Genomic DNA, 18,814 nt, shown 5'->3' on the forward strand with positions numbered 1-18,814 from the left:
CATGACAACACTACTGATCAAAAACGTAACGCTAAAAGGACAAGAAGGTCTGCAGCAAATTTTGATTGAAGATGGTCAATTCAAGCGCATTGAAAGCAACGATGTGGAGCTTAGTCATAACGGTGACATCATCGATGCTGAAGGCGGTATGGCGGTTGCGCCTTTCTGCGAGCCACACATTCACTTAGATACAACTCAAACCGCAGGCGAGCCAAGCTGGAACAGCTCTGGCACATTGTTTGAGGGGATTGAACGTTGGGCTGAGCGCAAAGAAATGCTGTCGATTGAAGACGTGAAAGCGCGCGCAAAACAAACCTTAAAATGGCAGATAGCAAACGGCGTACAACACGTTCGTACCCACGTCGATGTTTCAGACCCTACCCTAATTGCCCTAAAAGCGATGGTAGAAGTACGTGAAGAGATGAAAGAATGGGTAGATATCCAAATCGTCGCCTTCCCGCAGGAAGGAATTCTCTCTTACCCAAATGGCAAAGAGCTGCTAGAAGAAGCCGTCAAATTAGGTGCAGACGTTATTGGCGCGATTCCACACTTTGAATTCACACGCGAATATGGCATTGAATCGCTGCACTACGTGTTCGAATTAGCGCAAAAATACGACCGCCTGATCGACGTGCATTGTGATGAAATCGATGACGAGCAATCTCGCTTTGTTGAAACGCTGGCAGCATTAGCGCACAAGTTCGATATGGGAAGTAAAGTCACGGCTAGTCACACAACAGCGATGGGTTCCTACAACGGCGCATACGCATCTCGCCTGTTCCGTTTATTACGCATGTCCGGTATCAATTTCGTGGCAAACCCTCTGGTGAACATTCACTTACAAGGCCGTTTTGATGATTATCCGAAACGTCGTGGCGTAACACGAGTAAAAGAGATGCTGAATGCCAACATCAACGTCTGCTTTGGACACGATGACGTATTCGACCCATGGTATCCACTTGGTACAGCAAACATGCTGCAAGTGCTGCATATGGGTCTGCACGTCTGTCAGGTGATGGGTTACGACCAAATCAACAACTCACTGGATCTGATCAGCACCAATTCAGCACGTACACTGAACATTCAAGACAAGCACGGCATTGAAGAAGGCAAACCAGGTAGTTTACTGATTCTTCCCGCAGAAAATGGTTTTGACGCAGTACGTCGCCAAGTGCCGGTTCGCTACTCTGTTCGTCACGGTAAAGTGATTGCAGAAACACAGCCTGCGACAACTCATATTCATCTTGAACAAGCAGAGCAAGTAACGTTCAAACGCTAAAAAGATCGGCGAAACGAAAAAGGCCTGACGACATCGTCAGGCCTTTTTTCTACTGGTAAACATCACTGCTCGCTCTGTCTATTCTTATCTCATAAACCGCTGAACACATTGAAAGGTCATATAAAACGGCTCAGTACCAAACGTTGCATAAGGTTCTGATGGCTAAATCTCAATTACACTATTGAACTTGGAAATTCCTCTCTGCGTTCGGCATACTTCTGCCTTCACTTTAGTTGTAGATATAACTCATGACCTTATTAAGCCAGATAGAATCGCAATTTTTGGAATTTATGCAGCAAGAGATGCAAGTCGATGCGGCGCACGACATAAGCCATGTTCAACGGGTCGTAAACACTGCAAAAAAACTGGCTGTAGAAGAAGGCGCCGACTTATCTATTGTGCTTCCCGCCGCCTATTTACATGATTGTTTTACCTATCCGAAAGATCATCCAAACCGCAAGCAGAGCTCAATCATTGCAGCCAAAAAAGCGGTCGCGTTTTTAGAAAGTATCGATTATCCGCAGCAATACCATGATGCCATTGCCCATGCGATAGAAGCACACAGCTTTAGCGCTAATATCAGACCCAACACATTGGAGGCAAAAGTCGTTCAAGATGCCGACCGTCTGGACGCTTTAGGCGCAATTGGCATTACTCGCTGTATACAAGTGAGCACTGAGTTTGATGCGCAACTTTACGATGACAAAGACATCTTTGCTCAACAGCGAGAACTCGACGACAAACAATTCACTCTGGATCACTTCCAGACCAAGTTATTCAAAATCGCCGAAACCATGAACACAGAGTCAGCAAGACGCGAAGCGCAAAAACGCAAAGCCTTTATGCAAGCGTATATAGAGCAATTACACGACGAGGTGACAGCGTAAATGTCTGAAAGCCATACGTTAATTAAAGAGCTTAAACGCCAGCTAAAGTTAGCTGGGCTGCATTATATCGATGTTGCACAACACCTTGATTTAAGTGAAGGCAGCGTCAAACGGTTACTCGCTGAAGGTCAACACATTAGCCTTGAGCGCTTAGAGCGAATTTGCCAATTGATTGGTTTAGAAATGGCGGAACTGTTTAAGCTCGCGGCTGCGCACAATAAAGGTCTAGAGTCGCTAACGTTAGAGCAAGAAAAGCAGTTGGTTGACGATAAAGCCCTGCTACTCGTGGCGATCTGTGTTGTAAATGGTTATCAGTTTGAACAAATCGTTCAGCAATACACCTTCAATGAGTTGGAACTGGTGCAAAAGCTGGCTCAGTTGGATCGTCTGAACATCATCGACTTGCAGCCAAATAACAAAATTCGTTTGCGTATATCTCCGACATTTAAGTGGCAGATGGGAGGCCCTATTCAACGTTTCTTCCAACAGCAAGTTCAAGATGCCTTTTTCCAAAGCTACTTTTCCGGTGAAGATGAAAAGTTGTCCATGGCAACAGGATTGATGAGCGTACCAACCAACAAGAAGCTGCAACAGAAACTGCAAAAGGTCATCGATGAGTTTTATCAGGCTTGCCAAAGTGATAGCCCTCTCGATATGGACGAAAAACACGGCACCTCTCTGGTTATTGCGATGCGTCGTTGGGCGTTCCCTCTGTTTGAACCATGGGAAAGAAAACCCACTCAGAAGTCTCGAAATTAGTAACTCAATAAACAAATGGAAATAGAAGTAACGAATTTCGTTACTTTTGGTGGCATACAACGTCACTTGAAAGAGAAAGCTGGTTTAATCGTTCATTGAGCATAAAGTGCTCCCATCTCATTCAACTTTGTTTAATCGGGGCCCGTATGTTTTTCTCAAAACGCTTTTTTCCTTACTTTGTGACGCAATGCCTTGGCGCACTCAATGACAACATCTACAAAAACGTTCTGTTATTGATGGTGACATACAGCCAAATTGATAACCTACCAATATCCGTCAATCTATTCGTTAATTTGGCGGCAGGCTTATTCATCCTACCTTTCTTTCTATTCTCAACGCATGCTGGTGCCGTCGCTGACAGCATGGACAAAGCCAAATTAATACGACGTCTAAAGCTCATCGAGCTGGCTATCATGTCTTGCGCAGCAACCGCTATTGCGACCCAAAGTGCTATGCTGATGCTGGTTCTGCTGTTTATGACAGGCACTCAATCGGCCTATTTTGGTCCCGTAAAATACGCCTTGCTACCACAAGCACTCAAACCAAATGAGCTTGTTAAAGGAAATGCTTGGGTTGAAATGGGCACGTTCCTTTCGATTCTTATAGGTACGCTTAGCGCAGGCCTGCTGTTAGCCATTCCTAATGGTACCTTGATTGCTTCTTGTGTCGTGATTGCCTTGTCTTTGCTTGGTTTTATGAGCAGTGTGAATATTCCAACGATGCCTAGCCAATCGAATGACAAAGCGAAATTTGAACCGATTTCTGGTTTAAAGAACACGTTAAAAGTGGCAAAAAAACAGAGAGGCATTTGGATGTCTATTCTAGCCATCAGTTGGTTTTGGTTCATGGGTGCGACTTACCTGACTCAATTCCCTAACTTTGCGCGTGAACATTTGTTTGCAGACAGCACTGTCGTTTCTTTACTGTTGGCATTGTTTTCCATTGGTATCGCTACAGGCTCTTGGTTGTGTGAAAAGCTCTCTTTCAACCACGTTGAGCTTGGTATTTTGCCATTCGGTATCCTTGGTCTGACAGTCTTTGGCGTCGACTTGCTATGGGCAGTCCCAAGTTATCCATCACTTCCGGTGCACTTTTATGATGTGCAAAACTTCGTTGCCGAATCCAAACATCTGCGCGTCATGATTGACCTATTCCTTGTTGGTGTAAGCGGCGGTGTCTTTATTGTTCCTCTTTATGCGTTCATCCAATCGCGTTCAAACAAAGGTGAATGTGCACGTGCCATTGCTGCTAATAACATCATGAATGCGTTGTTTATGGTGGTGTCTGCTTTGGTTTCGATCGTTGTACTCAGCGCACTAGAGCTTTCTATTGTGGAACTGTTTGCCATGATGGCAATAGGTAACTTCTTCGTGGCAATCTATGTCTATCGTCAAGTACCGGAATTTACACAACGCTTTATCAGTTATTTACTCAGCCACTGTATGTATCGTGTGTCAGTAAAGGGGCGCCAACATATTCCTGAACAAGGTGCTGCGTTAATCGTGGCTAACCATGTTAGCTATGTCGATGCGTTGATTTTGATGGGAACCTCTACTCGCCCGGTTCGTTTTGTGATGGACAAATCCATCAGCGAGCTACCTGTTCTTAAATATGTATTCCGTCATGCCGGTGTTATCCCGATCTGTTCTCCACGTAAGTGTGCCGACACTTACCGACGAGCATTTGAACAGATTGAACAAGCGCTTAACGACGGTGCAGTTGTCTGTATCTTCCCTGAAGGTCGCTTAACGTCTAACGGTCAATTGGGTGAGTTTCGCCCTGGTGTGGAAAAAATCCTTGAACGTAATCCTGTTCCTGTCATCCCTATGGCACTAAAAGGGCTTTGGGGTTCTTTTTTCAGCCACAAAGGCGGACATGCTCTCACAAAACGACCGACTCGTTTTTGGTCAAAAGTGGACGTTGTTATTGGTGAAGTGTTAAGCCCAGCTTCTTTAAATCGTCATCAATTGCAACAACAAGTACAGGATTTACTGGGCTGATACGCTTGCTATACCGATCAAACTTTGCAGCAAAACGTAAATATGCACCACAAAGGGCAAGTAGTTCTTTGTTAATTAGAGTAGGATATCTACAACGTCATAAATCTAGGAGGTATTATGAAAATCATCATCTTACATGGTCTTTATATGCATGGGCTGGTCATGCAGCCTCTTAGCCAAAAGCTGAGAAAACTCGGATACGAAACGCAAGTACTCAGCTATAACACTGTTGCTATCGATGAGTCTTCACTGTTTGATTCTATTGATCATTCGCTTAATCCACTGACCACAAACGTGCTCGTGGGGCACAGCTTGGGAGGCTTGATGATTAAGCGCTATCTCGCCAACAGAAAACCGAGCACTAGCTTAATCTCTCATGTTGTCGCTATCGGTTCGCCTCTTAAAGGCGCGTCCATAGTAGGTCGGATTCAAGATCTCGGGTTGGGTGCCATTTTAGGAAACTCGCCACACCACGGATTAAACAAACATGATGACGCGTGGGCTTTTCCGCAAAAACTCGGCAGTATCGCAGGAACGATGCCGATTGGTGCTCGCCCATTGTTGATCCGTAATGACAACACCATGTCGGACGGTACGGTTACCGTAGAAGAGACAAGACTGGACGGTATGCAAGATCATATCGAAGTGAAGCAAACGCATACGAGCCTGATTTACAACACCTTCGTGCCGCAGCAGATTGATCACTTTATTCGCACAGATTATTTCCGTCGATAGCACACTTTTCCATCATACAGATGGAATCGACTTTCCAAGCTATTCAGTTCGCAGTACTATCCTAGCTCCACTTCCTCACAACTTGAATGAAGTGGCACATTTTTAATTGTTCTCAGGGCGGGGCGAAATTCCCCACCGGCGGTATACTTTTTCAAGTGAGCCCGCGAGCGCTCGATTCGTCGAGGTCAGCAGATCTGGTGAGATGCCAGAGCCGACGGTTATAGTCCGGATGAAAGAGAATAAGAATACACCAGTATCGCGAATAAGATCGCGTTGAATACTGGTGCACTTCTTTTTGATCGTATTTTACGACGATCTCTCATACCGCCCTGATTCTGGTGAAATTTAGGAGTTAACCATGAATCAGTCATCACTACTTGCCGAATTCGGCAACCCAATCACTCGCGTTGAAAACGCACTTATCGCTTTAAAAGAAGGCCGTGGCGTACTACTTCTTGATGATGAAGATCGCGAAAACGAAGGCGATATCATTTATTCAGTCGAGCACCTCACCAACGAGCAAATGGCGTTGATGATCCGCGAATGTAGCGGCATCGTTTGTTTGTGCTTAACAGATGCTCAAGCGGACAAACTGGAACTGCCTCCAATGGTGGTAAACAACAACAGCGCAAACCAAACCGCATTTACGGTTTCTATTGAAGCGAAAGTGGGTGTAACAACGGGTGTTTCAGCAGCAGACCGAGTGACGACCATTAAAACGGCGGCAAACCCGCATGCGAAACCTGAAGATCTTGCTCGTCCGGGTCACGTATTCCCTCTGCGCGCACGTCCAGGCGGTGTAATGACTCGCCGTGGTCACACAGAAGGTACGATTGACCTGATGCAAATGGCAGGGCTTCAACCCGCTGGCGTACTATGTGAAGTGACCAACCCAGATGGCACGATGGCAAAAGCACCAGAGATCGTTGCGTTTGGTCGCCTGCACAACATGCCAGTGCTGACGATTGAAGACATGGTGATGTACCGCAACCAGTTCGAGTTAAAACTGGCATAATTAAATCCCAGCTCTGAAAGAAGCCGCGCATTTGTGCGGCTTTTTTGATCGATCCTCTTTGCACTTGAGTAGTTATACTTATTGAAAACAAGGGGAACAACACCATGAAAGGATTACTGAAACTCGTCGCTCTCGTTGGCTTTATCTCCATGAGTTCGCTTGCTCTCGCATCTGAGTGCCCTGATATTCTTCAAGGTAAACAAAGGCTGTTAAATTCAACAGAAGAAGTCGACCTATGCGAAAGCTTTAAGGGAAAGACGCTTCTGGTCGTCAATACAGCAAGCCAGTGCGGCTTCACTCCTCAGTTCGAACAGTTAGAAACCCTCTATCAAACTTACAAAGAGCAAAACTTCACCGTCATTGGTTTCCCGAGCAATGACTTCCGACAGGACAGAGGAAGCGAAACAAACACAGCGAAAGTCTGTTATCTCGATTACGGGGTCACCTTTCCAATGATGGCTCGCTCCTCAGTATTAGGCGTAGATGCAAACCCCGTATTCAGCGAGATTACTAACCAAGCTGGCATCAAACCAAAATGGAACTTCTATAAGTTTCTAATTAGCTCCGAAGGCAAAGTTATTGCTACTTTTCCAAGCTCCACTTCACCGACAAGTACTACGCTTACCAATATGATAGAGCAACAATTGTAAGGTGACGACCATGACAACACGCTCAACCATGCTACAACTCGGTTACTTAGGCTTGGTTCCATTTGTGTTTAGCTTAGGGCTGATTTTCACTGACATCTCACTCTTCAATTTAAGTGGTCAGCAATTTTTCATCGCATATAGCGCCGTTATATTAAGTTTTTTATCCGGCATCCTTTGGGGTAATGGCATTGAGCATTACTACCACCGCCTTAGCCGAAATATATTAATTCTCAGCAACCTTTTTGTCTTACTGGCTTGGGGCGCATTACTGCAGGGCCACAAACATTACGCGGTCGCTACCCTACTCTTAGCAATTGGGTATCTTGCTGTTTGGTATGCAGAAAAACTCGTGAGGAAAGTCGAACAAGACGCCGAGCCCAAGGGATATCAAGGAATGAGGAGCAAACTGACCTTCGGCGTAATCGTGATGCACGGATTGGCTTTAGTTTCATAGCCTGGTCTGTCCAGTGCTAAGATCACAAAAAAACGTCTTTTTATAAAACAATGTTCATTTCGTGAATGCACACATATTTTGAACACTGTTTTGTTTCATTTATGAATCAATCCACATATAAGTATTTCAAAGCATTCACAAAGGATATGAATATGTTTTTTCGCAAACTTTTGTTTAGCACAGCGATGATCAATGCAACGACAGGTTGCGTGTCTTACCAGGCACAACAAGCCGCCGCTCAAACAGTAAACAATACAGGTGCCGTGCTTACCAATGTGATTAAAACCACGATTGCTCAGCCATGTAATGTCGCAATCACTGCAGCTAGCTTGTTTTATCCGCATGCCATATTTATGACTAGTGTTCCGACTCAAGCATGCACAAGCGTTCTTAGATAATGCGAAAGTGATAAGCATAAAAAATGGCGACTCTACCGTCGCCATTTTTAAGCATCAATGCTATTTATAGTTACAGCGTCAATAAGTAATTAACTAATTGATTGTACTCGTCGTAAGTACGAATTTCGTTGGCCAAAACAATGTATTTATTATTCACAACCACACCTGGAACCCCTCTTAACGTGCTGGCTGCAAATTGTTTGTCAAAGCCTTTCTGCATTGAGTTTACGGCAAAGCTATTGTAAGCGGCATCAAACTTCTTACCTTCTACGCCATTATCAACGAAGAGCTGTTTCAGCTCAGCTTCATCTTTTGGCGCTTGTCGCTTTTGATGAATTTGGGCAAACATGGCAGGAATCATTGTATCTTCAACCCCGAGCGACACCATCGTCGCGTAGGACTTGGCCATCGGAATCGCCATATCTCCGCCCATGAACCCCACATGTACCTTTTCAAACTTTGCCTCTTTTGGCAGAGCAGGTTTTAAACGCTCAATAAGCGACTCGAACTTGTAGCAATGTGGGCAATAAAAAGAAAAGAATTCCGTCACAACAGGTTTCGATGCTTTCTTAACATCCAGAACTTTGTAGTGCTTCCCTTCTTCAAATTGCGCTGCATGAGCGGTAAAAGTCAGTAAAAGTGCGCTACATAAGGCAAGTAGTTTTTTCATTGTTTATTTCCTTGTGGCATTCAAATGCCAAATCATTTCATTTGGTAAAAAGGGGGGAAACCCCAAGTAATTTGAGATGAGGAATTAAACAATCGGAGGACGATAAAGCTTGGTGATTACTGTCACTACTTTTTCGACTAAAGGCCTATCAATCAATGCAAGGCTGTAAGGAAGAAGCAGTAAGTCGTTTTGAGATAAGTTGGCGGGAATTTTGACCATACAGGAAGAGCTACAACTCGTGTGAGACTGTTGCACCTTATTGATAGTTGACTCATCGTGATGTGATTCTACGCAGTCGTCATTGACGCCAAGTTGTTTGTGCAGAGCAGCCTGTTGAACAATAATATCGCGTACTTCAATTGTTTTCACCGGGGCTGAAGCCTTCGCCATAGGAGCGACACTGCTCAAAAGCATAGCGGCTAAACAAACTATCGCGGTCAACAATGTACGGTTAAACTTCAACATAGCTACATCAACAAAAATGGTGATTTAAGATAATACATGATAACGGTTTGACTTCAAGATACGGACTCTGAGTTCCGCCTCGCCTAAAAACTTGGTACGTTAATGGTTCCATATCCTTGAGGCTTCTCAATACCGCTCCCCTCTCACAAGAACTCATAGCGATTAAGCTATTCATCATTTAGATAGTTCTTCACCTGATACCAGCGACAATTCGATAAAACTTGAAATCGTTATGAAACACGAGTAATAGTTAGAGCAGTTTTTGTACGAACAAGGAAAGATCAATGCTTAAAAAGAGATTCTTTAAGACAAGAGATGAAGTTGAAGTCACGTTCGAGCTAGATAAAGACCAGTGGGACTCCATCCATATTGCTGGGGATTTTAACAACTGGCAGCCAGAACCGATGAAATTAGTGAAGAAAAGCCGTCAATTTAAATTTAAAACGCGCTTACCTAAAGAGCAGAATGTTCAGTTCCGCTACTTGCTCAATGATGCAAAGTGGGAAAACGATCCTCAAGCCGACGCTTATGTTCCCAATGCTTTTGGCAGCGACAACAGCGTCGTGTGCACCACCGAATAAAACGTAAGTTCACTCTAATATTCCATATTAAGGCGCAGCAGTTGCGCCTTTTTTAGCCTCTTCATAATGTGATTAATGATTAAGTTTGAATCATTACTTGGGGTATTTATCGAATCAACTCATCCGATAACCTTATTCTGAGAAAGCTTTATTTGAAATAATTCGTAAATTTGTTTAAGTTCCAGTGATATTAAATATTGTATACATCACTCAAATGAACGCACAACAAGTCAAACCATCTTTAATCATCGTGGAAGACGATCCCAAATTACAAGCTATGCTGGGAGAGTATTTTGTTGAACAAGGTTTCCAGGTCAAATGTATCGACAACGGGACAGACGCACCCGAAGCGATTATTGACACACAGCCAGACGTGGTTTTGTTAGATTTGATGCTACCTGGACAAGACGGCCTGAGCGTATGTCGTCAAATCCGTGAATGCTACAAAGGCAAAGTGTTGATGCTGACAGCGAGTGATGACGACTTTGATCACGTCGCCGCATTAGAAATTGGCGCCGATGACTTTGTTACCAAGCCAATCAAACCTCGCGTGCTGCTGGCGCGCATTCGCATGCTATTGAGAAGAAAAGAGGCAGCCTCTACCGAGTCCGAAAACGGTCTACAAGTTGGAGTGCTGTGTTTAAACCGATTACGTAAATCATGCGTCATGAACCAGGAAGAAATTGCGCTGACTGACGGTGAGTTCGATTTATTATGGGTTCTCGCAACACACGCAGAAAAAACACTCTCACGTGAGTGGTTAACGAAAACACTACGTGGTATTGAGTACGACGGTACAGATCGCACCATTGACAACCGTATTGTGACATTGAGAAAAAAATTAGGCGATGCCTCTTGCTCTCCACAAAAAATTATTACGGTTCGCGGCAAAGGCTACCTATTTATGCCTGACGCATGGAATGAATAATGAGACGGATTTATCTGGAAAGCTTTGTCGGTCTTATCATTCTATTTATGGTGAGTTTGTGGGGTTACGAATTCTTGGTCTATGAGATCAACACAGATTACGATTACCTGCTACAAGAGCAAGAAGGTCAAGCTTTCCACGATCTTATCTACCCTATCTACGAAGAGCACGGACTAGAATACACTCAACAACAGCTTGAGCAATTTGCCACGTCCAGCCATCGCTTGTTGATTCCTCACACGCTCGAAGAACTTCCAGAGGACATCAGAAAAGCATTTGAAAGTGACACCTCTGTTAACGTGGCTTACGACGAAGAAAGGGATATATGGTTCCGCCTAGATGCGCACACCCCTATTTTCAAAATGATCGATGATCCGGATAGCTCAGTTATTCAGGCGATTAACTTTGATGACAACATTGTATGGTTATTCTGTTTAGCCGGATTTGCTCTGTATTGCATACTGCTGATCTGGTTTTTGAGCCGTCGAATTCGTGAGTTAGAAAGAGTCACGGTAGAGTTTGCTTCAGGCAACTTCAAAGCACGAGCAAGCACCTCAAGCGCTAAGTCGGTTGGAACGCTGAACAAAAGCTTTAATACGATGGCTGACAAAGTTTCTCGCCTGATCACTAGCAATAAAATGCTGACCAATGCAGTTGCGCATGAATTACGCACTCCTATTTTTCGTTTACAGTGGCAAGCTGACTTGTTATCGGACTCTACATTAACCGAACAACAGAAAAAGCATGTACGTAGTATCGTCGAGGACATTGACGAGATGGAAGACATGGTTGAAGAGCTGCTTTATTACGCCAAAATGGAACGCCCAGATACGGCGTTACAAACAGAAAACGTAGCGCTCGCCAAGTTAGTTAATGAGTTAAAACAGAGATGGCAAAAAGAGACCAAATTATCTATCTCACTCAATGAAACAAACTCTGAAAACGCGCGCGCATTCGCCGATCCAAAACTGCTAAAACGTGCCTTGGATAATCTGCTACGCAATGCAATGCGATACGCAAATACTCAAATTATGGTTGAGATAAAAAGTGATCAGCAAAGCTGTTTAATCCATGTACATGATGATGGTATAGGCATAGAAGAGCAGCATTGGCCTCACCTTTTTGAAGCATTTTATAGCGCGGATGAATCCCGAAACAAAAACACGAGTGGATTTGGGCTCGGTTTGGCGATCGTCAGGCAGATAATGGAACTTCAACATGGTGAGGTTTCGATTTCTCATAGCCCACTTGGTGGTGCTTGCTTCACACTTCGTCTTCCAAAATCAGACAGTTAAGTTAACGTCTTTCCTCCTTTACAGAAGACGACACTTCAATACACTCCAGCGACAGAGCTCAACAATAAAACAGTGTACATTTAATCCATAAATTCACAGAACAAATGGATAATACTCATGTACAAACCTTTTATTCTGGTTATGACGCTTGCCTCTACTCTTAGCGCTTGTACTTATAATCAAAAGCCTGTTGTCGACATGACTAATGTTGATCCTGCTAAATATGAACAAGATTTTCTTTATTGCCAAGGGTATGCGGACAACGTAGACAAAACGGAAGCTGCAAAATCTGAAGCCGCTAATGGCGCAGTTACAGGTGCACTAATTGGGGCTGCAGCTGGAGCGCTAGAAAGCGGGATAGATGGGGCTGCTGTGGGTGCCGCTGCAGGCGGTGCTGTAGGAGCAGGGGCCGGAGCGTTGAGTGGAAGCAATGACTCCACCAAGACACAATCTCTCGTACTGCGAAAATGCCTTCAGAATAAAGGCTATACCGTCTACGACCTTGATTAATTCAACTCTTTTTTCTTATTCAAACCCTATATCGTTGTGTGATGAATGCCATTCACAAATGTTTCACGCAAGAACGATTAGTCTCATTTCATCGTTTGGATAGATGCACAATCTAAATTATTAAGCTGTAGTAAGGTCATATTTTGAAGCCAGGAAAAACAGGTCTACGCCGTGTCATGGATGCGACCGGCTATTCATTTCAGGGATTGAAAGCCGCATGGAAATACGAAGCCGCCTTCAGACAAGAATTGATTCTAGCCTTAGTGCTTTCCGTCTGTGCTTTTTTCCTTCCAGTCACCACATTTGAAAGAGTACTGATGATCAGTAGCCTGTTATTGGTCCTGATCGTCGAACTTATTAATTCCGCCGTAGAAGCGGTTGTCGACCGTGTTAGCGATGACTGGCACGAGCTCAGTGGTAGAGCCAAAGATATCGGCTCGGCTGCAGTATTTGTTGCGCTCACTCTTGCCCTTTTTGTTTGGGCTTCGTTCTTGCTCTGATTTTGATTCAAGACATTTACTTATGAAGACACATAATTTGCAACAAAAAGGTATCTCGTACGTTACCTTTACTTTCTTGTTGGCACTCTATTTCGCGCTGGTTGTAAACATTCCTATTTACAAAGAGCTGAATGGTATTTTTTCAAGCCTAGATAATGTCAAAATTGGTTTTATTATTACGATACCCATTTTCTTTCTTGCCGCGCTCAATTTCCTTTTTAACTTATTTAGTTGGCCTTGGGTTGGAAAGCCATTCTTTATTATTTTGCTCATAATTTCGAGTATGGTGAGCTACGCAAGTTACAACTATGGCACGCTTTTCGATTCTGGAATGATTGCTAATATTGCTGAAACCGATTCGAGCGAGGCAAGCTCTTACCTGAGTACTTATTCTGTAATCTGGACGCTACTTATGGGGGGCGTCCCTGCGATGATTGTCTATAAGGTCAAGTTGCAATCTCAGCGCCACCAATTGCTATATTTTTCTCTCACGAAGTTGGTATCGATGTTGTCATCTCTTGCAGTAATTGCTGTTATTGCCAGTGTTTACTACCAAGACTATGCATCTGTCGGTCGCAATAACAGCTATCTGAAAAAAATCATTATTCCCACTCAATTCGTTTACAGCGCGACTGGGTATGTAAAGGAGAAATACTTCACCACGCCAGAACCGTACCGCGAGATTGGAATCGATGCAAAGCAGTCAGATAGCGCAGTAAAGCAAGCACAGAACAAGCCGACACTACTGGTGTTTGTTGTCGGAGAAACCGCTCGAACGCAGAACTACCAACTCAATGGCTATAAGCGAGAGACAAACCCTTACACCAGTAAGCTGGATGTGATTTCATTTCAAGAGGTTGCGTCTTGTGGCACTGCAACTGCAGTATCTGTGCCTTGCATGTTTTCTCAGCTCACGCGAAGCGAGTTTGAACGGACCAAGGCAGATAACCAAGATAATGCTCTCGACATCATGCAGCGCGCTGGAGTGGACCTCATCTGGAAAGAAAATGATGGCGGAGACAAAGAAGTCGCCCACAAGATCAAGAAAATTGAAGTTAACCGAAAGCAAGCAAGTCCTCTGTGTAACGGTCAAACCTGTTACGATATGGCGCTGTTAGATCACTTTGATCAAGAAGTTGCGGATATGTACGGCAATCGCGTTGTCGCCATGCATCTTATAGGAAGCCATGGTCCTACCTACTTCCAGCGTTATCCTAGAGACAAAGCGTTTTTCAAACCAGACTGCCCACGTGCAGATATAGAAAACTGTAGCGTCGAACAAATCGTGAATACGTACGACAATACGATACGCTACACTGATCTTGTATTGGCAGAAACTATCAACAAACTCAAAGCATTAGAGTCTCAATATAATACCGCTCTCATCTACGTATCAGATCATGGTGAATCATTAGGCGAAAACGGATTGTTCTTACATGGCATGCCTTACGGCCTTGCACCAGACTTCCAAAAACGTGTTCCTTTGCTCATGTGGCTATCTTCCGGCTTTAAGCAAGTGAAACAAATCAACACCGACTGTTTGTCGAATGAAGCGCAAAAGGCAGGCCAGTACTCACATGATAACGTATTCCACTCTTTATTAGGCATTATGGATGTACAAACCCAAGCCTACGACGGCAAGTTAGATATATTCAAGGACTGCCGCACTACTTCCTAAGTGGACCAACAAAGCCTGACTCAAAATGTGAGTCAGGCTCTTTTCTAACAAGGCATTTAAACTCATCAGCTTGCCAAGCGTTATACTACAACCTGCCATCCATACATCGAAATAAGGACTAGGATGAAAATTGGTATTATTGGTTTAGGAGATATTGCTCAGAAAGCATACCTTCCCGTTATCACTCAGCTTCCAAATATCGAACTTGTATTTTGTACACGCAACGCAAATGCACTTGAGAGTCTGGCTAAGCAATTTCGAATCTCAGAGACCTGTCAAGACTACCAGCAGCTTCTGCACTTTGACGTAGATGCTGTCATGATTCATGCGGCAACAAGCGTACATCCTCAAATCGCAGCATTCTTTTTGCAGCATGGAATCCCAACCTTTGTCGACAAACCATTAGCGGACAATGCTGATGACGTGGAAAAACTGTACGATATTGCCGAAAAAGAAAAACAACCACTTTATGTGGGCTTCAACCGACGTCATATTCCGCTTTACAACCAACACATGCCAGAGGTACAGCAAGGCAACATTTCTGACCTAAAATCGCTACGCTGGGAAAAAAACCGTCACCAACTACCAGGCGATATTCGTACCTTTATATTTGATGATTTTATTCACCCATTAGACAGTATTAACGTGACAGCCAAGACCGATTTAAAAGAGGCTTACATAACGCATCAGCTTGAAGGTGCCCAATTGGCGCGTTTAGACATTCAGTGGCAACACGGAGATACTTTACTCCACGCTTCGATGAATCGTCACTTCGGTGTGACTATGGAGCGCGTTCAAGCTTGTTATGCTAACAAAGCAGTGGAATTCGACTCTTTCGTTGAAGGGAAACGATGGCAAGCGAACCAAGAGCAAAAAATCAATTTGAAAGATTGGACGCCAATGCTGACGAGCAAAGGTTTCCATGCGATGTTGCTCGACTGGTTTAGCGTCGTTGAATCTGGAAAAATCGCTAGTGAAGTAATGAAACGCAACATTGCTAGCCATCAGTTAGCAGAGCAAATTTGTCAATATATCGAGAAAGTTACCTCTAGGTAGCTTAATTCTTGGCTATGTGCTTAATCGAGTATTACGCTCTATACTAAAACAAACGTAGCTTCAGAGAGTCATTCATTCTCTGTTAATACTTATGCGGCTATTCTATCAAGCAAGTGAATGAGGGAACGGCTCACGTTCATTAACGGATCGGTTGGTGGTTTTAGTTTTACATTACGATCCCCTCAGGAACCAGCATCATCACATTCAAGAGTAAAGGAAATAGAATGAGAACACTCGGTAACATCATTTGGTTTGTATTTGGTGGCGTATTTATGGGGTTGCTATGGTGGTTTTTCGGTATCTTAGCCTTTATTAGCATCATCGGAATACCTTGGGGGCGTGCGTGTATCGTTATGGGTAATTTTTCCTTTTTCCCATTCGGAAAAGAAGCCATTTCACGCGATGAATTGACCAATGAAATGGACATTGGTACGAGCCCTCTAGGCGTTATCGGTAACGTCCTTTGGTTTGTCTTTGCAGGCCTTTGGTTAGCAATCGGTCACGTACTTTCCGCCGCAGCGTGTTTTGTAACCATCATTGGTATTCCGTTTGCACTCCAACACCTGAAGCTTGCGGTTATTTCACTCGCACCAATTGGTAAAACGGTTGTGTCGTCAGAAGAAGCTGCAATGGCTCGGTACAATATCAACCGCTAACAAACAGCCAATATACTTTCTATCCTCTGGGCAATCGTGCTCAGAGGGCAACTCCCGTCAAAAGTAAGCCTATTATCGCTATCGCATATTCAATAATGGTTGATTGTATATCCATACCGTCACCTTTAAGTTGAAGTTCACCCTAGCTATGTACTACTTTACTTTTTATTAATCAATGGATTAGCTTAACTCTCCAAGCTCACCCACGCTCAAAAATCAGTATTATTTCCTCTCCTCTAAATTGAGTTTATTTACGAAAAGTCGAACTATAAGCATAGTTGATATTAATGATTTTTGACGATAAATAACTCACACCAATCCAGCGATAGTTCCAGCGTTTACTTTTTCTCAATAAACGTAAGCCGTTACGAAAGCGGGTTTCTTCCCGATCAAAGCCACCACTTCGCATCACTATCGCTTTTCTTTAAAAGGCAACAAATATTCGTTGTTATCTTGAGTAAATTATTTTGTTTGTCGCATTTAAGTTCAATCAATATTATTCGCGACATCGGAGAAATAGACCATTGAGCTCCTTAGCATTTATCACAGACATAGAACGTAAAGCCCCTTTTTTGCTCGTTTTTCTTTTTACAAATGTTCTAACTCAACGTCTATTCAGACAGGAATATACCGTGGATAAATATCAAGCTGCTTATGCCAAACGTCTAGAGAAGTTAAAGGGTAATCAATCCCCAAAAACGATAGCCCGTCTTTCGGCTTGGGAGGCATTTCTTAACAAAGAGTACGAACTCCAAGACTTAGAATACCAACTATCAGACGCAGCACACCTACACTATGAACAATCTCATGTGAAAAATGATATTTCTTTTAAGGCGTTCAAGCGGGCGTTCTATAACGAATCCATCAAAATCTACAATCTAACCGATGGCGCCTCTATACAGAAAGTATTCACTCCGCTGCTCGCATTAACGACAGTTTGGGTGCTATTTATCTGCTTTTTTGACAAGTGATCATCACTTTTATTAGAACAATAAACTTAGGGCGCTTGCATCATGATTCAAAATGATAACCAGACGCACAACGCCCCACTTAAATATAAAAAAGGAGTTTGATCTTGTATGTCTAAGATGACACTTCTTTTAATTACAACAACGATCAGTATCGGAATTACAGGCGCCGCTTTCTGTGTGGGAGTGACATATTTATTCAGTGCGCTTTCACTAAATGAGCTGCTCAATAACCTGTAACTCCCTAGGCTTAATATAAAAAGGGCATCCATCAATGCCCTTTTCTTTTACTTAAGGAGATGCCCTAGCACTTAGGACCACTTGGGTATAAAACCGTTATGCGTTAAGCTGCATTCTATTCATCCAATAGGTAAAGAATGGAACACAGTGATGGAACAAGTAGGAGAGCGTGCGTTGATTGTCGAAGGTGGTGCGATGCGAGGTGTATTTTCTTGCGGCATACTCGATCATTTTCTCGCTAACGATTTCTCTCCATTTGATAGCTTTTGGGGTGTATCGGCGGGCGCAAGTAACTTGGCGGCGTATTTAGCTAAAATGCCCGGGCGCAACTTAAAAATCTATCTCGATTACAGTTTAAGGAAAGAATTCATCTCACCATCTCAGATTCTACGTGGCGGCGATATGATGAACTTAGATTGGATGTGGAACGTCACTCTCGAAGAGCTTGGTATCGACAAGTCCGCACTAAAAGCGGATTCGAGACCTTTCTTTTTAGGCGTAACACGTCAAGACAATGGCCAAGCCGAGTACCATACTCCTGATGTCGACAAGCTCGCAGAAACAATGAAAGCCAGCAGCGCACTTCCCGTACTTTACCGAAATGGTGTCTTACTGAACGGTACCCGATACGTTGATGGTGGGGTTTCTGATGCACTTCCTGTCGCAGAAGCAATAAAGCGAGGCGCCAAAAAGATTATGGTTTTACGCAGTCAACCCTCTAGCTATCAAAAGCCGAAAGGAAAGTTCAGCACACTAACCAAACGGATGTTGAAAGAAACGCCAGGATTAATTGAGCCGATGTTGACGCGTGAAGTTCGCTACAATCAAACTTTAGCACTGATCGACAATCCACCATCGGGAGTCGAAATCATCCAAGTTTGTCCTCCTGAATCATTTAAATTAAAACGATTGAGTCGCTCGCCAGCACCATTGCGCCAAGCTTATGAGTTAGGTATTGAAGCAGGAAAAGAAGCCATCATGCGATGGAATCAGAAGTAGAAAAAAGCCACGTGTATTAGACGTGGCTAACGCAAATTCGATGGCAGTGGATTATCGTATTTGCTTCTGGTCGAGCCCAATGGTCAGGCTC

The 18,814-nt window shown here is 43.7% G+C and carries 21 protein-coding genes and 1 riboswitch; of the genes, 19 read left to right on the forward strand and 2 right to left on the reverse strand.

Annotated elements, in window-relative coordinates; genetic code table 11:
- The first annotated feature begins 1 nt into the window (after nt 1).
- From OO778_RS18775 to OO778_RS18815, 9 genes are all read left to right on the forward strand, one after another.
- Complete coding sequence (locus OO778_RS18775; protein WP_104970534.1) at nt 2-1,279, forward strand: cytosine deaminase; 1,278 nt, start codon at nt 2-4, stop codon at nt 1,277-1,279.
- Nucleotides 1,280-1,527: 248 nt separating this feature from the next.
- Nucleotides 1,528-2,166: an HD domain-containing protein gene (locus OO778_RS18780; protein ID WP_046875861.1), complete on the forward strand. Its 639-nt coding sequence runs from the start codon at nt 1,528-1,530 to the stop codon at nt 2,164-2,166.
- Complete coding sequence (locus tag OO778_RS18785) at nt 2,167-2,925, forward strand: helix-turn-helix transcriptional regulator (protein WP_104970533.1); 759 nt, start codon at nt 2,167-2,169, stop codon at nt 2,923-2,925. It begins immediately after the preceding gene.
- 146 nt (nt 2,926-3,071) lie between these two features.
- Nucleotides 3,072-4,925 (forward strand): MFS transporter, encoded by a 1,854-nt coding sequence (locus tag OO778_RS18790; protein WP_264912434.1) that lies wholly within the window; start codon nt 3,072-3,074, stop codon nt 4,923-4,925.
- Between the two features lie 117 nt (nt 4,926-5,042).
- Complete coding sequence (locus OO778_RS18795) at nt 5,043-5,660, forward strand: triacylglycerol lipase (RefSeq protein ID WP_264912436.1); 618 nt, start codon at nt 5,043-5,045, stop codon at nt 5,658-5,660.
- Between the two features lie 104 nt (nt 5,661-5,764).
- Nucleotides 5,765-5,905, forward strand: a riboswitch (FMN riboswitch).
- Between the two features lie 113 nt (nt 5,906-6,018).
- Nucleotides 6,019-6,675 carry a 3,4-dihydroxy-2-butanone-4-phosphate synthase gene (gene ribB, locus OO778_RS18800; protein WP_043046034.1) on the forward strand — a complete coding sequence of 219 codons (657 nt, stop codon included), beginning with the start codon at nt 6,019-6,021 and terminating at the stop codon, nt 6,673-6,675.
- Nucleotides 6,676-6,779: 104 nt separating this feature from the next.
- The gene (locus tag OO778_RS18805; RefSeq protein WP_005396353.1) at nt 6,780-7,325 is read left to right on the forward strand and encodes a glutathione peroxidase; all 546 of its coding nucleotides are present in this window, start codon (nt 6,780-6,782) and stop codon (nt 7,323-7,325) included.
- A gap of 10 nt (nt 7,326-7,335) precedes the next feature.
- Nucleotides 7,336-7,779, forward strand: a complete 444-nt coding sequence (locus tag OO778_RS18810; protein ID WP_005396352.1) for a DUF3429 domain-containing protein — start codon at nt 7,336-7,338, stop codon at nt 7,777-7,779.
- Nucleotides 7,780-7,931: 152 nt separating this feature from the next.
- Nucleotides 7,932-8,177 carry a hypothetical protein gene (locus OO778_RS18815; protein ID WP_005373664.1) on the forward strand — a complete coding sequence of 82 codons (246 nt, stop codon included), beginning with the start codon at nt 7,932-7,934 and terminating at the stop codon, nt 8,175-8,177.
- A gap of 70 nt (nt 8,178-8,247) precedes the next feature.
- On the opposite strand, the gene OO778_RS18820 is transcribed toward OO778_RS18815, so the two are convergent.
- Complete coding sequence (locus OO778_RS18820) at nt 8,248-8,847, reverse strand: thiol:disulfide interchange protein DsbA/DsbL (RefSeq protein WP_005396351.1); 600 nt, start codon at nt 8,845-8,847, stop codon at nt 8,248-8,250.
- 84 nt (nt 8,848-8,931) lie between these two features.
- On the reverse strand, nt 8,932-9,312 hold the full coding sequence (locus tag OO778_RS18825; RefSeq protein ID WP_031780538.1) for a hypothetical protein: 381 nt from the start codon (nt 9,310-9,312) through the stop codon (nt 8,932-8,934).
- Nucleotides 9,313-9,596: 284 nt separating this feature from the next.
- Here OO778_RS18825 and OO778_RS18830 point away from each other — a divergent pair, with 284 nt between their 5' ends.
- The 10 genes from OO778_RS18830 (at nt 9,597) to OO778_RS18875 (ending at nt 18,723) form a co-directional block, all read left to right on the forward strand.
- Nucleotides 9,597-9,893: an isoamylase early set domain-containing protein gene (locus OO778_RS18830; RefSeq protein WP_264912438.1), complete on the forward strand. Its 297-nt coding sequence runs from the start codon at nt 9,597-9,599 to the stop codon at nt 9,891-9,893.
- A gap of 214 nt (nt 9,894-10,107) precedes the next feature.
- Nucleotides 10,108-10,821 (forward strand): response regulator, encoded by a 714-nt coding sequence (locus OO778_RS18835; RefSeq protein WP_104970528.1) that lies wholly within the window; start codon nt 10,108-10,110, stop codon nt 10,819-10,821.
- Nucleotides 10,821-12,116 carry an ATP-binding protein gene (locus OO778_RS18840; protein ID WP_256936429.1) on the forward strand — a complete coding sequence of 432 codons (1,296 nt, stop codon included), beginning with the start codon at nt 10,821-10,823 and terminating at the stop codon, nt 12,114-12,116. Before OO778_RS18835 ends, OO778_RS18840 begins: the two co-directional genes overlap by 1 nt.
- Before the next feature lie 117 nt (nt 12,117-12,233).
- On the forward strand, nt 12,234-12,626 hold the full coding sequence (locus OO778_RS18845) for a glycine zipper family protein (RefSeq protein WP_264912440.1): 393 nt from the start codon (nt 12,234-12,236) through the stop codon (nt 12,624-12,626).
- 143 nt (nt 12,627-12,769) lie between these two features.
- Complete coding sequence (locus tag OO778_RS18850; RefSeq protein ID WP_012842368.1) at nt 12,770-13,126, forward strand: diacylglycerol kinase; 357 nt, start codon at nt 12,770-12,772, stop codon at nt 13,124-13,126.
- Nucleotides 13,127-13,148: 22 nt separating this feature from the next.
- Nucleotides 13,149-14,804 (forward strand): phosphoethanolamine--lipid A transferase, encoded by a 1,656-nt coding sequence (locus OO778_RS18855; RefSeq protein WP_264912442.1) that lies wholly within the window; start codon nt 13,149-13,151, stop codon nt 14,802-14,804.
- 123 nt (nt 14,805-14,927) lie between these two features.
- Nucleotides 14,928-15,860 carry a Gfo/Idh/MocA family oxidoreductase gene (locus tag OO778_RS18860; protein WP_264912444.1) on the forward strand — a complete coding sequence of 311 codons (933 nt, stop codon included), beginning with the start codon at nt 14,928-14,930 and terminating at the stop codon, nt 15,858-15,860.
- Between the two features lie 224 nt (nt 15,861-16,084).
- Complete coding sequence (locus tag OO778_RS18865) at nt 16,085-16,516, forward strand: YccF domain-containing protein (protein ID WP_005373685.1); 432 nt, start codon at nt 16,085-16,087, stop codon at nt 16,514-16,516.
- A gap of 632 nt (nt 16,517-17,148) precedes the next feature.
- Nucleotides 17,149-17,487: a hypothetical protein gene (locus OO778_RS18870; protein ID WP_006741201.1), complete on the forward strand. Its 339-nt coding sequence runs from the start codon at nt 17,149-17,151 to the stop codon at nt 17,485-17,487.
- Nucleotides 17,488-17,874: 387 nt separating this feature from the next.
- Nucleotides 17,875-18,723, forward strand: a complete 849-nt coding sequence (locus OO778_RS18875; protein ID WP_264912447.1) for a patatin family protein — start codon at nt 17,875-17,877, stop codon at nt 18,721-18,723.
- Nucleotides 18,724-18,814 lie beyond the last annotated feature (91 nt).

The organism is Vibrio sp. STUT-A16 (assembly GCF_026000495.1).
Lineage (GTDB): Bacteria > Pseudomonadota > Gammaproteobacteria > Enterobacterales > Vibrionaceae > Vibrio > Vibrio diabolicus.

Coding starts and splice junctions, on each gene's coding strand:
- OO778_RS18775 (WP_104970534.1), top strand. CDS start 2: ATGACAACACTACTGATCAAAAACGTAACGCTAAAAGGACAAGAAGGT.
- ribB (WP_043046034.1), top strand. CDS start 6,019: ATGAATCAGTCATCACTACTTGCCGAATTCGGCAACCCAATCACTCGC.
- OO778_RS18795 (WP_264912436.1), top strand. CDS start 5,043: ATGAAAATCATCATCTTACATGGTCTTTATATGCATGGGCTGGTCATG.
- OO778_RS18865 (WP_005373685.1), top strand. CDS start 16,085: ATGAGAACACTCGGTAACATCATTTGGTTTGTATTTGGTGGCGTATTT.
- OO778_RS18840 (WP_256936429.1), top strand. CDS start 10,821: ATGAGACGGATTTATCTGGAAAGCTTTGTCGGTCTTATCATTCTATTT.
- OO778_RS18805 (WP_005396353.1), top strand. CDS start 6,780: ATGAAAGGATTACTGAAACTCGTCGCTCTCGTTGGCTTTATCTCCATG.
- OO778_RS18815 (WP_005373664.1), top strand. CDS start 7,932: ATGTTTTTTCGCAAACTTTTGTTTAGCACAGCGATGATCAATGCAACG.
- OO778_RS18875 (WP_264912447.1), top strand. CDS start 17,875: ATGGAACAAGTAGGAGAGCGTGCGTTGATTGTCGAAGGTGGTGCGATG.
- OO778_RS18855 (WP_264912442.1), top strand. CDS start 13,149: ATGAAGACACATAATTTGCAACAAAAAGGTATCTCGTACGTTACCTTT.
- OO778_RS18820 (WP_005396351.1), bottom strand. CDS start 8,847: ATGAAAAAACTACTTGCCTTATGTAGCGCACTTTTACTGACTTTTACC.
- OO778_RS18780 (WP_046875861.1), top strand. CDS start 1,528: ATGACCTTATTAAGCCAGATAGAATCGCAATTTTTGGAATTTATGCAG.
- OO778_RS18860 (WP_264912444.1), top strand. CDS start 14,928: ATGAAAATTGGTATTATTGGTTTAGGAGATATTGCTCAGAAAGCATAC.
- OO778_RS18845 (WP_264912440.1), top strand. CDS start 12,234: ATGTACAAACCTTTTATTCTGGTTATGACGCTTGCCTCTACTCTTAGC.
- OO778_RS18790 (WP_264912434.1), top strand. CDS start 3,072: ATGTTTTTCTCAAAACGCTTTTTTCCTTACTTTGTGACGCAATGCCTT.
- OO778_RS18785 (WP_104970533.1), top strand. CDS start 2,167: ATGTCTGAAAGCCATACGTTAATTAAAGAGCTTAAACGCCAGCTAAAG.
- OO778_RS18835 (WP_104970528.1), top strand. CDS start 10,108: ATGAACGCACAACAAGTCAAACCATCTTTAATCATCGTGGAAGACGAT.
- OO778_RS18810 (WP_005396352.1), top strand. CDS start 7,336: ATGACAACACGCTCAACCATGCTACAACTCGGTTACTTAGGCTTGGTT.
- OO778_RS18830 (WP_264912438.1), top strand. CDS start 9,597: ATGCTTAAAAAGAGATTCTTTAAGACAAGAGATGAAGTTGAAGTCACG.
- OO778_RS18825 (WP_031780538.1), bottom strand. CDS start 9,312: ATGTTGAAGTTTAACCGTACATTGTTGACCGCGATAGTTTGTTTAGCC.